This is a genomic window from Streptomyces sp. NBC_00414 (genome assembly GCF_036038375.1).
In the GTDB taxonomy this organism is placed as follows: Bacteria; Actinomycetota; Actinomycetes; order Streptomycetales; family Streptomycetaceae; genus Streptomyces.
Genome location: NZ_CP107935.1, coordinates 1,956,232 through 1,969,956 on the forward strand (window position 1 = coordinate 1,956,232; position 13,725 = coordinate 1,969,956).

General features: G+C 71.7%; 12 protein-coding genes. 5 read left to right on the plus strand and 7 right to left on the minus strand.

Going from position 1 to position 13,725, the window contains the following annotated elements; all coding sequences use genetic code 11:
- Nucleotides 1–5: 5 nt before the first annotated feature.
- Genes OHS59_RS08510 through OHS59_RS08525 form a run of 4 tightly spaced genes read right to left on the minus strand, consistent with a single transcriptional unit; the run spans nucleotide 6 to nucleotide 4,372 of the window.
- Nucleotides 6–785: a CDP-alcohol phosphatidyltransferase family protein gene (locus OHS59_RS08510; RefSeq protein ID WP_328492765.1), complete on the minus strand. Its 780-nt coding sequence runs from the start codon at nucleotides 783–785 to the stop codon at nucleotides 6–8.
- A complete protein-coding gene (locus OHS59_RS08515; RefSeq protein WP_328492766.1) occupies nucleotides 763–1,824 on the minus strand; it encodes an iron-containing alcohol dehydrogenase family protein in 1,062 nt (353 codons plus the stop codon). Before OHS59_RS08515 ends, OHS59_RS08510 begins: the two co-directional genes overlap by 23 nt.
- The gene (locus OHS59_RS08520) at nucleotides 1,812–2,564 is read right to left on the minus strand and encodes a phosphocholine cytidylyltransferase family protein (RefSeq protein ID WP_328492767.1); all 753 of its coding nucleotides are present in this window, start codon (nucleotides 2,562–2,564) and stop codon (nucleotides 1,812–1,814) included. Before OHS59_RS08520 ends, OHS59_RS08515 begins: the two co-directional genes overlap by 13 nt.
- Nucleotides 2,561–4,372: a DUF5941 domain-containing protein gene (locus tag OHS59_RS08525; protein WP_328499125.1), complete on the minus strand. Its 1,812-nt coding sequence runs from the start codon at nucleotides 4,370–4,372 to the stop codon at nucleotides 2,561–2,563. Before OHS59_RS08525 ends, OHS59_RS08520 begins: the two co-directional genes overlap by 4 nt.
- Before the next feature lie 307 nt (nucleotides 4,373–4,679).
- Here OHS59_RS08525 and galE point away from each other — a divergent pair, with 307 nt between their 5' ends.
- Together galE and idi are read left to right on the plus strand one after the other, a co-directional pair.
- Nucleotides 4,680–5,675, plus strand: coding sequence for a UDP-glucose 4-epimerase GalE (gene galE / locus OHS59_RS08530; protein ID WP_328492768.1), 996 nt, complete (start codon nucleotides 4,680–4,682; stop codon nucleotides 5,673–5,675).
- Between the two features lie 397 nt (nucleotides 5,676–6,072).
- Nucleotides 6,073–6,666: an isopentenyl-diphosphate Delta-isomerase gene (gene idi, locus OHS59_RS08535; RefSeq protein ID WP_328492769.1), complete on the plus strand. Its 594-nt coding sequence runs from the start codon at nucleotides 6,073–6,075 to the stop codon at nucleotides 6,664–6,666.
- Between the two features lie 106 nt (nucleotides 6,667–6,772).
- Here the strand turns inward: idi and OHS59_RS08540 are convergent, their stop codons facing one another.
- A complete protein-coding gene (locus OHS59_RS08540; RefSeq protein WP_328499126.1) occupies nucleotides 6,773–7,282 on the minus strand; it encodes an ATP-binding protein in 510 nt (169 codons plus the stop codon).
- Nucleotides 7,283–7,520: 238 nt separating this feature from the next.
- Here OHS59_RS08540 and OHS59_RS08545 point away from each other — a divergent pair, with 238 nt between their 5' ends.
- The gene (locus OHS59_RS08545) at nucleotides 7,521–8,303 is read left to right on the plus strand and encodes an enoyl-CoA hydratase/isomerase family protein (RefSeq protein WP_328492770.1); all 783 of its coding nucleotides are present in this window, start codon (nucleotides 7,521–7,523) and stop codon (nucleotides 8,301–8,303) included.
- A 28-nt stretch (nucleotides 8,304–8,331) separates the two neighbouring features.
- On the opposite strand, the gene OHS59_RS08550 is transcribed toward OHS59_RS08545, so the two are convergent.
- Nucleotides 8,332–8,967, minus strand: a complete 636-nt coding sequence (locus OHS59_RS08550) for a DJ-1/PfpI family protein (RefSeq protein WP_328492771.1) — start codon at nucleotides 8,965–8,967, stop codon at nucleotides 8,332–8,334.
- A gap of 108 nt (nucleotides 8,968–9,075) precedes the next feature.
- Entirely contained in the window at nucleotides 9,076–10,044 is a 969-nt protein-coding gene (locus tag OHS59_RS08555) for a GlxA family transcriptional regulator (protein ID WP_328492772.1), read from the minus strand.
- Between the two features lie 192 nt (nucleotides 10,045–10,236).
- Here OHS59_RS08555 and OHS59_RS08560 point away from each other — a divergent pair, with 192 nt between their 5' ends.
- Nucleotides 10,237–11,103: an SCO6745 family protein gene (locus OHS59_RS08560; RefSeq protein WP_328492773.1), complete on the plus strand. Its 867-nt coding sequence runs from the start codon at nucleotides 10,237–10,239 to the stop codon at nucleotides 11,101–11,103.
- 98 nt (nucleotides 11,104–11,201) lie between these two features.
- Nucleotides 11,202–13,589: a Tex family protein gene (locus OHS59_RS08565; RefSeq protein ID WP_328492774.1), complete on the plus strand. Its 2,388-nt coding sequence runs from the start codon at nucleotides 11,202–11,204 to the stop codon at nucleotides 13,587–13,589.
- Nucleotides 13,590–13,725 lie beyond the last annotated feature (136 nt).

A 13,725-nucleotide genomic window follows, 5' to 3' on the forward strand; every position in this document is an offset into this window, starting at 1 on the left:
CGTGCTCACTTCAGCCTGCTCGAAGCGAGGATGGACACCAGGTGCAGCACGGTCTGCAGCATGGCGATGCCGGCCAGCACCGCGACGCCGAGCCGCGAGAAGAACAGGTCGTCCCTGACCGTGTCCAGGACCGCGAGGACCAGGATCAGCAGAGAGGCCTCGATACCGAGGACGAGCCGGTGGAACTTCAGCGCGCCCGCGGCCCGACGGGCCAGCGCCATGCCGGAGGAGCGCGGCTCGGACGCCGACTCCTGGACCGGCTCCTTGCCGGTCTGGTGCCGGGCGACACCGACGAGGTCGGTCTCGGACTTGATCAGGACCGCGCCGAGGGCGGCCAGGGTGCCGAGGAACGCCCACAGCCAGTCGATCCGCCCGGTGCCCCACAGGTCCGCGGCACGCAGGCCGAAGCCGACCAGCACCGCGGCGTCGCACAGGTAGGCGGCGACGCGGTCGACGTACACCCCGGTCATCGAGTACTGCTTGCGCCAGCGGGCGATCTCGCCGTCGACGCAGTCGAACAGCAGGTACAGCTGGACCATCAGTACGCCGAGCAGGGCACCCGGGATGCCGGGCACCAGCAGGGCCGGGGCGGCGAGCACGCCGAAGACGGTCATCACGTAGGTCAGCTGGTTGGGCGTGACCTTGGTGTTCACCAGGTGCCGGTCGATGCGCAGCGAGATCTCGCGCATGTAGAGCCGGCCTCCCCAGTGCTCGCCGCTCCGCCGGTCCTTCACACCCGGGGGGTGCACGACCGGGCGGAGTTCAGCTACCGATGGCTTTTGCATAGTCGGCGTATGCGTCCCTGATCTGGTCGGTGGAGAGAGCGAGGTGTTCGAGGATGGTGTAGCGGCCCGGCCTGGTCGACGGAGCGAACTCCACGACCTGGACGAACTCGTCCGGGGTGAAGCCGATCTCCTCCGGCAGCACGGGCAGTCCGTGGCGCTGCAGGACCTCGGCCATGTACGCCGACTCCTCACGGGCACCGCGCAGGTGCATCGCGAAGGCCGCGCCCAGACCGCACTGCTCGCCGTGGCTGGCGGCGCGCTTGGGGAAGAGCAGGTCGAAGGCGTGGTTGATCTCGTGGCAGGCGCCGGACGCCGGACGCGAGTCGCCCGCCACCGACATGGAGATGCCGGTGAGGACCAGGCCCTCGGCGAGCACCTGGAGGAAGGCGTCGTCGCCGACGCCGCCCGGGTGCCGCAGCACGGCCTCGCCGGCCTGGCGGGCCATCGCGGCGGCGAGGCCGTCGATCTGCTCGCCCTTCTCCCGGTTTGCCAGCTCCCAGTCCGCGACCGCGGAGATGTTGGACAGGGCGTCGCCGATGCCGGAGCGCACGAAGCGGACCGGGGCCTCACGGATCACGTCGAGGTCGATGACGACGGCGATCGGGTTCGGCACACCGTACGAGCCGCGGCCCGCGTCGTTGTCGAGGGTCGCGACCGGGGAGCACAGACCGTCGTGCGAGAGGTTCGTCGCGACGGCGACCAGCGGGAGGCCGATCCTGGCCGCGGCGAACTTCGCGCAGTCGATGATCTTGCCGCCGCCGAGGCCCACGACAGCGTCGTAGCGCCCCTTCTTCATGGCGTCGGCGAGCTTGATCGCCTCGTCCAGGGTGCCGCCGCCGACCTCGAACCAGTCGGCGCCCGGCATCGCCGGGGTCAGCCGCTCGCGCAGCTTGGCGCCCGAGCCGCCGCTGATCGCGACGGCCAGCTTGCCGGAGTGCGAGATGCGCTGGTCGGCGAGGACCGCCGACAGGTCGTCCAGGGCACCCGGACGGATGTCGACGACGACCGGCGAGGGGATGAGCCTCGTCAGTACTGGCACGCGATCTCACGTCCCTTGGCGAGGTCTTCGTGGTTGTCGATCTCGACCCACTTGACGTCGCCGATGGGGGCCACGTCGATACGGAAGCCGCGGTTCACGAGCTCCTGGTAGCCGTGCTCGTAGAACTGCTGCGGGTCCGTCTCGAAGACCGTCTTGAGGGCGTCGGCCAGCTCGTCGGCCGCGTCGCCCTCGATGAGGGTCACGCCGATGTACTCACCGGTCGCCTCGGCGGGGTCCATCAGCTTGGTGATCTTCGTCATGTCGCCCTCGGGGCCGACGACGACCTTCATCTCCTCGTCGGCGAGGGACTTCACCGTGTCGAGGGCGAGGATGATCTTCTTGCCGTCGCCGCGGGCGGCGAGCAGGGTCTTCTCGACGGAGACCGGGTGCACGGTGTCGCCGTTGGCGAGGATCACCGAGTGCTTGATCGCGTCACGGCCGCACCACAGGGAGTAGGCGTTGTTCCACTCCTCGGCCTTGTCGTTGTCGATCAGCGTGATCTTGACGCCGTACTTCTGCTCCAGCGCCTCGCGGCGCTCGTAGACGGCTTCCTTGCGGTAACCGACGATGACGGCGACCTCGGTCAGGCCGATCTCGGCGAAGTTGCCGAGGGTGAGGTCGAGAACCGTGATGCTGTCCTCGTCGCCTTCGGGTCCCACCGGCACCAGAGCCTTGGGCAGGGTGTCGGTGTAGGGGCGCAGACGCCGTCCGGCGCCGGCAGCCAGCACGAGGCCGATCATGCGGGTTCTCCTTCATCGTGTACGGCGGGTGCGCCGCGCTTATGGGCGGTCACCCAGTAGCGGATGCTCTCGAAGAGCACCACCAGTGCCACGGCCACGGCGAGAGCCGTGAGCGCGACCTTGAAATCTGAGGCGGTGAGCAGCGCGGCCAGGACGGTGACCAGCAGCGTCCTGCCTTCGTGCCCGCCGATCGCCCGCACCAGCCAGTGCGGGGGCGCGCCGGCGTTGCCGCGGATGCGGTACACCGTGTCGTAGTGATGGTAGGCGACCGCGGCCACCAGCCCGAAAGCTGCCGGAAGGGCGCCGTTCACATCGGCTTTCGCCGCCAGGATCAGTACGGTGCCGTATTCGGCGGCGCGCAGCAGCGGCGGGACCAGCCAGTCCAGGGCCCCTCCCAGGGGCTGCGCGACGGCGGCACCCGAGGTCAGCACGTACAGCGCGGCGGCGAGGACGGGCCACCAGCTGCCGTAGCCGGCGGTCCAGGCCGCGGCGACGAGGAGGGCGGCGCCGGGCAGCACGATCAGCAGACGCGAGCCGGCCGGCGGCCGGGCGGGCAGCTTGCGCAGCACGGTGGCGCACACCTCGGCGAGCGGGCCCGAGTCGGTGAGGTCCGCGAGCGCCCGGGTGGCCCGCTCCGTGCGGGTGGCCCTGCGGGTCAGCGAGCGCAGCACGCGGCCCGCGGTGGTGTAGCACGCGGCGAACGCGCAGCCGATCAGCAGCACGTAGAAGGTGATCCGGGGCGTGGTGAGCGCAGTAAGTACCGCGATCATCGCCCAGCGCTCGCCGATGGGCAGGACGATCATCCGGCGCAGCCACACCGTCCACCCGACACTGTCGAGCTTGCCCGAAAGGGCCGCGGTGGGGCTGGTGTTGGCGGCCGTGCTGTCGACGTTCGCCTCGTTGAAGGAGAAGTCGACGACGTGCCGGCAGGTCTGCAGGACCATCGCGCCGAGGGCCAGCGCCCAGACGTCGTCGCCACCGCGGGCGGCGCCGAGGGCGAGGCCCGCGTAGTAGGCGTACTCCTTGGCGCGGTCGAAGGTCGCGTCGAGCCAGGCGCCGAGCGTGGAGTACTGCAGGGAGTAGCGGGCGAGCTGGCCGTCCGTGCAGTCGAGGACGAAGGAGAGGAGGAGGAGCAGTCCCGCGGCGACGAAGCCGCCCCGGGTGCCCGTCGCCGCGCAGCCGGCCGCGATCAGCGCGGTGACCAGCGACGCCGTGGTGACCTGGTTCGGGGTCATGCCGCGGCGGGCACACCAGCGGGCGAGGTAGCGGGAGTACGGGCTGACGCAGTACGTGGTGAAGAACCCGTCACGGGACTTCACGGCGGTACGCAGCCGGATCGCCTCGTCGTCCACGGAGGCGACGGACTGCCGCGCCTCGTTGCGGGCCTGCGGGTCCCTGGGGACCTCGGCGACGAGTTCGCCCAGCTCGGGGCGGTGCAGATCGGTGTCGAGGGTCTCCGCGACCCGGTCGGCGACGATGCCGACCACCACGGAGCCGTTCGACGCCTCCGAGGAGGCGGTGCGCAGCGCCCGGGCCAGCGCCGGACGCGCCGCGGACTTGGCGGTGACGGCGCCGGGGATCGCGGCGGCGTCGAAGCGGGGGTCGGTCAGGCCGAGTCGCAGCGCGTGGACGTGCCCCACGAAGCGGGCGTCGACGACCGCCACCCGCTGGTCCGCGGGGACGGCGGCGAGGAGCGTCTCGGCGTCGGCCGCGTCGGTGGCGGCCCGCACGTCGAAGCCGAGGGACCGCAGATCGCCTTCGAGCGACGACCCGGGGACCGGCTGACCGGTGAGGATGGCGGTCGACAGACGAACTCACTCCTCTGGGTTCCGGCGTGCACGACGCCGGGCAGGTGCGTGGTGGGGGTGCGGCCCTGGGACGGCCGGGCGGCATGTCGGCAGAGGCTATCGGATGATGGGAAGCGGCCGTTCACCGCCCGTTCACGGTCCGATCAACACGTTCTGATCGGCGCGTCCGCCGCGATCATCATCGTGGATCCGGGCCCCGGCCCACAAACCACGGCCTATTCCGGCGCAATTCAGGGCACGGCCCGCGTCCTGTGTGCGGAGCACATGTGCGTTCCGGCCGGAGCGGACCGGCATAGGGTGGGCGTCCATGACATGGCTGATCACAGGTGGGGCCGGATACATCGGGGCGCATGTGGCGCGCGCCATGGCCGAGGCAGGGGAGCGCGTGCTCGCGCTGGACGACCTCTCGGCCGGGGTTCCCGCGCGGCTGCCCGACGGTATTCCGCTGGTCCAGGGCTCGTCGCTGGACGGGGAGTTGCTCAAGCGGGTCTTCGCCGAGCACGCGGTGACGGGTGTGGTGCACCTGGCCGCGCGCAAGCAGGTCGGTGAGTCGGTGGCCCAGCCCACGCGCTACTACCAGGAGAACCTCGGAGGGCTCGCGACTCTCCTGGACGCGGTCGCCGGGGCGGGGGTGCGGCGGTTCCTCTTCTCCTCGTCCGCGGCCGTGTACGGCAACCCGGATGTGGACCTCATCACGGAGGACACCCCGTGCGCCCCGATGAGTCCCTACGGCGAGACGAAGCTCGCGGGTGAGTGGCTGGTGCGGGCCGCCGGCCGGGCGCACGGCATCGACACGGTGTGCCTGCGCTACTTCAACGTGGCGGGCGCCGCCGCGCCGGAGCTGGCGGACACCGGTGTCTTCAACGTGGTCCCGATGGTCTTCGACCGGCTCACGCGCGACGAGGCGCCCCGGATCTTCGGCGACGACTATCCGACGCCGGACGGCACCTGCGTACGCGACTACATCCATGTCGCCGATCTCGCCGAGGCGCATCTCGCGGCGGCCCGGCGGCTGGCCGCCTCGGACGCCCCGGGCGGGCCGGGCGGGCCGGGCGACGCGGCCGATCTGACGGTGAACATCGGCCGTGGCGAAGGTGTCTCGGTGCGTGAACTGCTGACGCTCATCGGGGAGGTCACCGGCGACACCCGTGAGGTGCTCGTCGAGCCGCGCCGCCCGGGTGACGCGCCGCGCGCGGTCGCCTCGGCCGCGCTGGCCGCCGAGGAACTGGGCTGGAGCGCGCGGCGCGGGGTGCGCGAGATGGTCGAATCGGCATGGCAGGGCTGGCAGCTGCACCACTCGTGACGGTCCTGGCGGCTCCCCGGCCCGGGGAGCTCCGGTACCGGCACGGGCACAGGCGCCTTGGACGGACCGGCGTACGCCCGGTGGCGGAGGCGCCCCGTACGGGTGAGGGCCGGTCGGCGGGCCCGGCGCACCGATGTCGGGCTACGGCGTACGGCCCGGTTTCCCACAGCGGGTGAACAGGCGGGTGAAGTGGCGATGGATCCCGTTCTGGACGGTTCCATGCCGGTAGCGGCGGGAACGATCAGGTGTCCGGCCCCTTTCGGCGTCCGGCCGGTTCGGGGCGCGATGTCCGGTTCGGCCGCGCGGCGGAACCGGACGTGCGGGACCCCGCGTGGTGCCGGGAGTGCCGGTTCGGTACGGCAGACTTGGGGCTTGAAGACCGATGCGAAGGATGGGTATGCCGATCACTCCTGCCACCGCGACGAACAGTTCGTCGAACGGCACCGCTGAAGCCATCTTGCTCGAACTGGTCGACGAGGACGGCACCACGATCGGCACGGCGGAGAAGCTCACGGCCCATCAGCCACCCGGGCAACTGCACCGGGCGTTCTCCGTCTTCCTCTTCGACGAGCGGGGCCGGCTGCTGCTGCAGCAGCGGGCGCTGGGCAAGTACCACTCCCCCGGTGTCTGGTCCAACACGTGCTGTGGCCACCCGTATCCCGGTGAGGCGCCCTTCGCGGCGGCCGCGCGCCGGACGTACGAGGAGCTGGGGGTCTCGCCGTCGCTCCTCGCCGAGGCGGGCACGGTCCGCTACAACCACCCGGACCCGGAGTCGGGTCTCGTGGAGCAGGAGTTCAACCACCTGTTCGTCGGGATGGTGCAGTCGGCTCTGCGGCCGGACCCCGAGGAGGTCGGGTCGACGGTGTTCGTGAGTGCGGGCGAGCTGGCCGAGCGGCATGCGAAGGACCCGTTCTCGGCGTGGTTCATGACCGTGCTGGACTCGGCCCGGCCGGCGATCCGGGAACTGACCGGGGATTCCGCGGGCTGGTGAGAGCCGGTCCGTGATCTCCGGGTGGTGTGGTCCGCGGGTCCGTCGGGACCGGTCGCGCGGTTCCCCGCGCCCCTCCACGGGGCGCGGCTCATTTCCCCGTGGCCGCTCAGAACACTCGCGCGACGGTGAGCGGCAGCGCCGACCAGATCACCTTGCCTCCCGTCGCCGTGTGCTCCACGTCGCACACCCCGCCCGCCTCGCGTGTGATCTCGCGTACGAGGAGGAGGCCACGGCCGCCCGTCTGGCCGTGGTCGGCCTCCAGCGCAGTGGGGCGGTAGGGGTGGTTGTCCTCGACGGAGACCCGCACCCATTCGGCGCCGACGGCGACCTCGACGGCGAGCATCGGGGAGAGCAGGGCCGCGTGCCGGACCGCGTTGGTCACCAGCTCGGAGACGATCAGCAGCAGCCCCTGGACGGTGTCGTCCGAGACCGGTACGCCCTGGCGGGCCAGCAGATCACGGACCGCGTGCCGCGCCTGCGGTACGGAGGCGTCGACGGCCGGAGCGGTGAACCGCCAGACTCCCTCGTAAGGCAGCGGGCCGGGTGGTCTCCCTTCGGGGGGCGCCTCCCCGCTGTCTTCAGGACGTGGGCCGGACCCCCGCCCCTGGTCGTCCATCGTCCGGTCGCCACCCTTGCGCTCGATTGTCACCACACGTCGAGTGTTGGTAACACGCTGGTCCGTACCGGATAACTGAACAGAAGTCAGCGAGTATCGTCCTTTTCTGATCACCTCCGCATGACACGGTCAGCTGCGTGATCGATCCTGTCCGCCCTGTGCCGAATTCGGAACTCTTCGGGTTGTACGGGTTAGGCCCGGGACAAGACCGCCCGGACCGACGACATAGCATCCGGCCATGGAGCCGCAGCTGCTGCACAGCATCGCCGACGGGGTCGCCACCGTCGTGATCCACCACCCCGCCAAGCGCAACGCCATGACGGCGGACATGTGGCGGGCGCTGCCGCCCCTGCTCGACACCCTGGCCCACGACCCTGCCGTACGCGTGCTCGTGCTCACCGGGGAGGGCGGGACGTTCTGCGCCGGGGCCGACATCTCCTCGCTGCGGGGTTCGACCGGGCAGGCGCAGGGCCTCGCCGTGCGGGCGGAGGAAGCACTCGCCGCGTTCCCGAAACCGACACTGGCCGCCGTACGCGGCTACTGCGTGGGCGGCGGATGCCAGCTCGCCGCGGCGTGCGATCTGCGGTTCACGGACGAGCAGGCCGCGTTCGGTATCACTCCGGCGAAGCTGGGGATCGTCTACGCGGCCTCCTCCACCCGGCGGTTGGTGTCCCTGGTGGGGCCGGCGACGGCCAAGTACCTGCTGTTCTCCGGCGAGTTGATCGACGCGGGGCGGGCGCTGCGCACCGGTCTGGTGGACGAGGTGCTGCCCGCCGGCGAACTGGACGCGCGCGTGGCGGAGTTCGCCCGGATCCTCGTGTCCCGTTCGCAGCTGACGCAGGCCGCGGCGAAGGAGTTCGCCGACGGGCGCAGCGACCGGGACGGGTACTGGGCTCGGCAGGCGCGGGAGGGCGACGACACCGCGGAGGGGATCGCCGCCTTCCTGGAGCGCCGCCCGCCGGACTTCACGTGGACCACGTCGGACCGCTGGGCACCGCCGGAGAACGCCGGAAATCGCTAGCCCCGGAGATCGCCGGCCCCGGCGATCACTAGGAGAGGATGAAGCGGCTGCGTGAGCGGAGGCGCTCGACGAGGTGCGCGGGTGCCTTCCGCGGGGAGCCCGCGTCGTAGGGCGGCCGGGGGTCGTACTCCACCGCCAGCTGCACGGTCTGGGCATGTTCGTCGCCCGCGATCCTGCCGAGCAGCGTGAGGCCCATGTCGATGCCGGCCGAGACCCCGGCGGCCGTGACGTACTTGCCGTCGGTCACGACCCGCTCCCCCGTCGGCTCGGCGCCGAAGCGCTTCAGGTGGTCGAGGGCCAGCCAGTGGGAGGTCGCGCGGCGGCCCTCCAGCAGTCCCGCCGCCGCCAGCAGCAGTGAACCGGTGCACACGGAGGTCGTCCAGGTGCTGGTGGCGTCGGCCGTGCGCAGCCAGTCGAGGAGTGCCTCGTTCTCCATCTGCGGGGTCTGCCCGGGGCCTCCCGCGACCACCACGATGTCCGGGCGCGGGACCTCGGCGAGGGTCTTGTCGGCGGTGATGGCGAGGTTGCCGGTGTCGGTGCGGACGGGGCCCCGCTGCTCGGCGACGAAGACCGTCTCCGCGTCGGGGAGGCGGCCCAGGGTCTCGTAGGGGCCGACGGCGTCCAGGGCCGTGAAGCGGTCGAAGATGACGATGGCGATCTGCATGGATGCCCTTCGTTCGTGCGGGTTTTTTGGGGGCTCAGGTTCTTGGCGACGTGCGGGTCCGGTGGGGCTGGTCGCGCCGTTCCCAGCGCCCCTGACGGGGCGCTCGCCTCACCGGGCGGGTGCCGGGCGGAAGCGGCGGCGGTATTCCGCCGGGGCGGTGCCCAAAGCCTTCACGAAGGCTCGGCGCATGGCCTCGGGGGTGCCGTAGCCGCTGGCCCGGGCGATCTCCTCGACCCCGTCGGCGGTGTCCTCCAGGAGGCGGCGGGCGTGTTCCAGGCGGACCGAGTCGACGTAACGCCCTGGGGTCGTGCCCGTCTCGGACTGGAAGGCGCGGGCGAAGTGGCGGGGCGACAGCCGGGCGCGGGCCGCGAGCGTCTCGACGCACAGGTCCTCGCCGGGATGCTCGGTGATCCACTGCTGGACGTCCCGCAGCGGCGCCCGCCGGGCCGTCTGCGCGGACAGCTGGGCGCTGAACTGGGCCTGGTTGCCCGGACGTCTGAGGAAGACGACGAGGTGGCGCGCCACGTCGAGCGCCGCCTCCCGGCCGACGTCCTCCTCGACGAGCGCGAGGGCGAGATCGATCCCGGCGGTGACGCCTGCCGAGGTGGCGACCCGGCCGTCGCGTACGTAGATGGGGTCGGGGTCCACCTCGACGGCCGGGTGGTCGCGGGCGAGCCGCTCGCAGTACGCCCAGTGGGTCGTCACCCGGTGCCCGTCCAGGAGGCCTGCCTCGGCGAGCAGGATCGCCCCGGTGCAGACGGAGACCAGGCGCTCGGCGCGCGGACCGTGCTCGCGCAGCCAGTCCAGCACCCGCGGATGGTGGCCGCGGGTGCCCTGCCCGCCCGGGACGATCAGGGTGTGCGGTGCCGGGGCGTCGACGAGCGCGTGGTCCGGGACCAGGGTCAGACCGCTGGAGGTACGGACCGGCCAGCCGTCCAGGGAGGCCGTGCGGATGCGGTACCTCTCTCCGGGGCCGCCCGCCCGGAGGTCCGCGCCCGCGAAGACCTCCACGGGGCCCGTGACGTCGAGGCTCTGGACGCCGTCGAAGAGGACGACGAGGACTGTTCGGTGCGCCATGTGTCCGATTCTTCGCGGGTGCGCGGATGGCCGCAATGACGAGTACCCCACCTTTTCTGCCATGCGCCCGCCCCGGCCCACGGTGCCGTCCTGCCGCACGGGGACCGGCCCCGCCTCCCGCCGGAACTCCCGTGGGGCCGGATGGACGCCCCGCCATTCCCTGCGTACCAACCAGTCGGTAACGTGCGAGGCATGACGACAGCCCTGCCGGAGCGTGCCGGACGCCGATGCCACAACGTCCTCAACCCGCTGCACTCGTGCCAGTACTTCTCGCCCGAACTGGGTACGGAGCTGGCCGCGGTCGGGGTGACGGACCGCAGCGCCGCCTACTTCGCGGTACGTGCCGCGGCCATGGGGGCGGTGGGCGCGGGCACCGTCACGGCGACGTTCTACAACTTCCGTCATGAACTGGTCGCGCGGCATGTGCCCGAGGTGTGGCGGACCGTCTCTCCGGAGGTGGTGCTCGCCGCACGCCTGCGTATCGCGGACGCCCTGCTGCGACGGCTGCTCGGCGACGAGGTGATCGCCTCCAAGGAGGTCGCCGAGGCGGCGGGGCTCGCACTGCGTGCCGCGGAGGCGTGCACCAGGACCGCCCGCCCGCTGTACGCGGCCCACGCGGACCTGCCGGTGCCCGAGGAGCCGCACCTCGCGCTCTGGCACGCGGCCACACTGCTGCGGGAGCACCGGGGCGACGGGCACCTCGCGGTGCTGCTCGGCGCGGAACTGGACCCCGTGGAGGCGCTGGTCAGCCACACCGCCACCGGCAAGGGCATGGCACCGAAGTGGGTCCTGTCCAGCCGCGGCTGGCACCGTGAGGACTGGAACGCGGCCCGTGAACGGCTGCGGGAGCGGGGACTGCTCACCGCCGAGGGCGAGTTGACGGAGAGCGGTGTCGCCCTCCGCAAGGAGATCGAGGCGAGCACGGACCGCCTCGACGCGGCTCCGTACGAGCATCTGGGCGCCGCCGGTGTCGAGCGCCTCACGGAGCTGGGTACGGGTCTGACGACGACGGCGCTGGCCGCCGGCGCCTTCCCCGAGAGCGCGTTCGGCAAGGGCTGAACCCCTCGTGCCGGACATCCCCCGCCCTTGATCCCCCGTTGTCGGTGCCACCTGCCACAATTGCCGCGCAACCTCAGTCAAGAAGGCGGTACGGGATCGTGACGACACCCCTCGTAGGGTCCATCGAAGGCAGGATCGCCGAGGAACTCGGCGTACGGGAGCGGCAGGTCAAGGCAGCCGTCGACTTGCTCGACGGCGGCTCGACGGTGCCCTTCATCGCCCGCTACCGCAAGGAAGCGACCGAGATGCTCGACGACGCGCAGCTGCGCACGCTCGAAGAGCGGCTGCGCTACCTGCGGGAGCTGGAGGAGCGGCGCTCGGCGATCCTCGACTCGGTGCGTGAGCAGGGCAAGCTCACCGAGGAGCTGGCGGCCCGGATCCAGGGCGCGGAGACCAAGGCGCGGCTGGAGGACATCTACCTGCCGTTCAAGCCGAAGCGGCGCACGAAGGCGCAGATCGCCCGCGAGGCGGGCCTGGAGCCGCTCGCCGAAGGACTCCTCAAGGACCCGTCCGTCGACCCGGTCGCCGCGGCCTCGGCCTTCGTCGACGCCGACAAGGGCGTCGCCGACCCGCAGGCCGCCCTGGACGGCGCCCGCTCGATCCTCACCGAGCGCTTCTCGGAGGACGCCGACCTGATCGGCGAGCTGCGCGAGCGCATGTGGGCGCGGGGCCGGCTGGCCGCCAAGGTGAAGGAGGGCAAGGAGGAGGCGGGCGCCAAGTTCGCCGACTACTTCGACTTCACCGAGCCCTTCAAGGCGCTGCCCTCGCACCGCGTCCTCGCCATGCTCCGCGGTGAGAAGGAGGAGGTCCTCGACCTCGTCCTGGAGCCCGAGGAGCCGTCCGAGCAGCCCGGCCCGTCCTCGTACGAGGGGATCGTCGCGCAGCGCTTCGGGATCGCCGAGCGCGGCCGGCCCGGCGACAAGTGGCTTACGGACACGGTCCGCTGGGCCTGGCGCACCCGGCTGCTCGTCCATCTCGGCATCGACCTGCGGCTGCGGCTGCGCACGGCCGCCGAGGACGAGGCGGTCGACGTCTTCGCGACGAACCTGCGCGACCTGCTGCTGGCCGCCCCGGCGGGCACGCGCTCGACACTGGGCCTCGACCCGGGCTTCCGTACGGGGGTGAAGGTGGCCGTGGTCGACGCGACCGGCAAGGCCGTCGCCACGGACGTCATCCACCCCCACGTCCCGGCGAACCGGTGGGACGAGGCCATCGCCAAGCTCGCCCGCCTCGCCAAGGAGCACGCGGTCGAGCTGGTCGCGATCGGCAACGGCACGGCGTCCCGCGAGACGGACAAGCTCGCCGCTGAACTCATCGCCAAGCACCCGGAGCTGAACCTCACCAAGGTGATGGTGTCCGAGGCGGGGGCGTCCGTGTACTCGGCGTCGGCGTTCGCTTCGCAGGAGCTGCCCGGCATGGACGTGTCGCTGCGCGGCGCCGTCTCCATCGCGCGCCGTCTGCAGGACCCGCTCGCCGAGCTGGTGAAGATCGACCCGAAGTCGATCGGTGTCGGCCAGTACCAGCACGACCTGTCCGAGGTGAAGCTCTCGCGCTCCCTCGACGCGGTCGTCGAGGACTGTGTGAACGGCGTCGGCGTGGACGTGAACACGGCGTCCACTCCCCTGCTCACGCGTGTCTCCGGCATCACGTCCGGGCTCGCCGAGAACATCGTGGCGCACCGCGACGCGAACGGCCCGTTCACGTCACGCACCGCGCTGAAAAAGGTCGCCAGGCTCGGCCCCAAGGCGTACGAGCAGTGTGCGGGCTTCCTGCGGATCCGCGACGGTGAGGACCCGCTGGACGCGTCCAGCGTGCACCCGGAGGCGTACCCCGTGGTGCGCAGGATGGTGAAGACGGCGGGGAACGAGGTCGGCTCGCTGATCGGCAACACGGGGGCGCTGCGCTCGCTGCGGCCGACTGATTTCGTGGACGAGAAGTTCGGTCTGCCGACCGTGACGGACATCCTACGGGAGCTGGAGAAGCCGGGGCGCGACCCGCGGCCCGCCTTCAAGACGGCGACCTTCAAGGACGGCGTCGAGAAGATCGCCGACCTGGAGCCGGGGATGGTGCTTGAGGGCGTCGTCACGAATGTGGCCGCGTTCGGGGCGTTCGTGGATGTGGGCGTGCACCAGGACGGGCTTGTGCATGTCTCCGCGATGTCCAAGACGTTCGTCAAGGACCCGCGGGACGTGGTGAAGTCCGGGGACATCGTCAAGGTGAAGGTGCTTGAGGTCGACATTCCGCGCAAGCGGATCTCTTTGACCCTGCGGTTGGACGACGACGCGTCGGCGGCGGGGCAGGAGGGTGGCTCCGGGCGGCCTCAGCGGGGTGGCGGGCGGGCGCCTCAGCAGCGGGGGCGTGCCGGCGGCGGGGGGTCGCGTCAGGCGGGGTCCGCGTCCGCGCCCGCGCCTGGGAACAGTGCGATGGCTGATGCCTTGCGGCGGGCGGGGCTCGGTGACCCGAAGGGTCGTAAGGGACGGGGCTGAGTCGGCCTGTCGGCCCGGTCTTCGGATCGCACCGGAGACCGGGCCGGACCGGGCCGTTGTGACGTGCGGGTCCGGTGGGGGCTGGGTGCGCCGTTCCCCGCGCCCCTAAAGGCAACAGATTGCGCCGTTCCCCGCG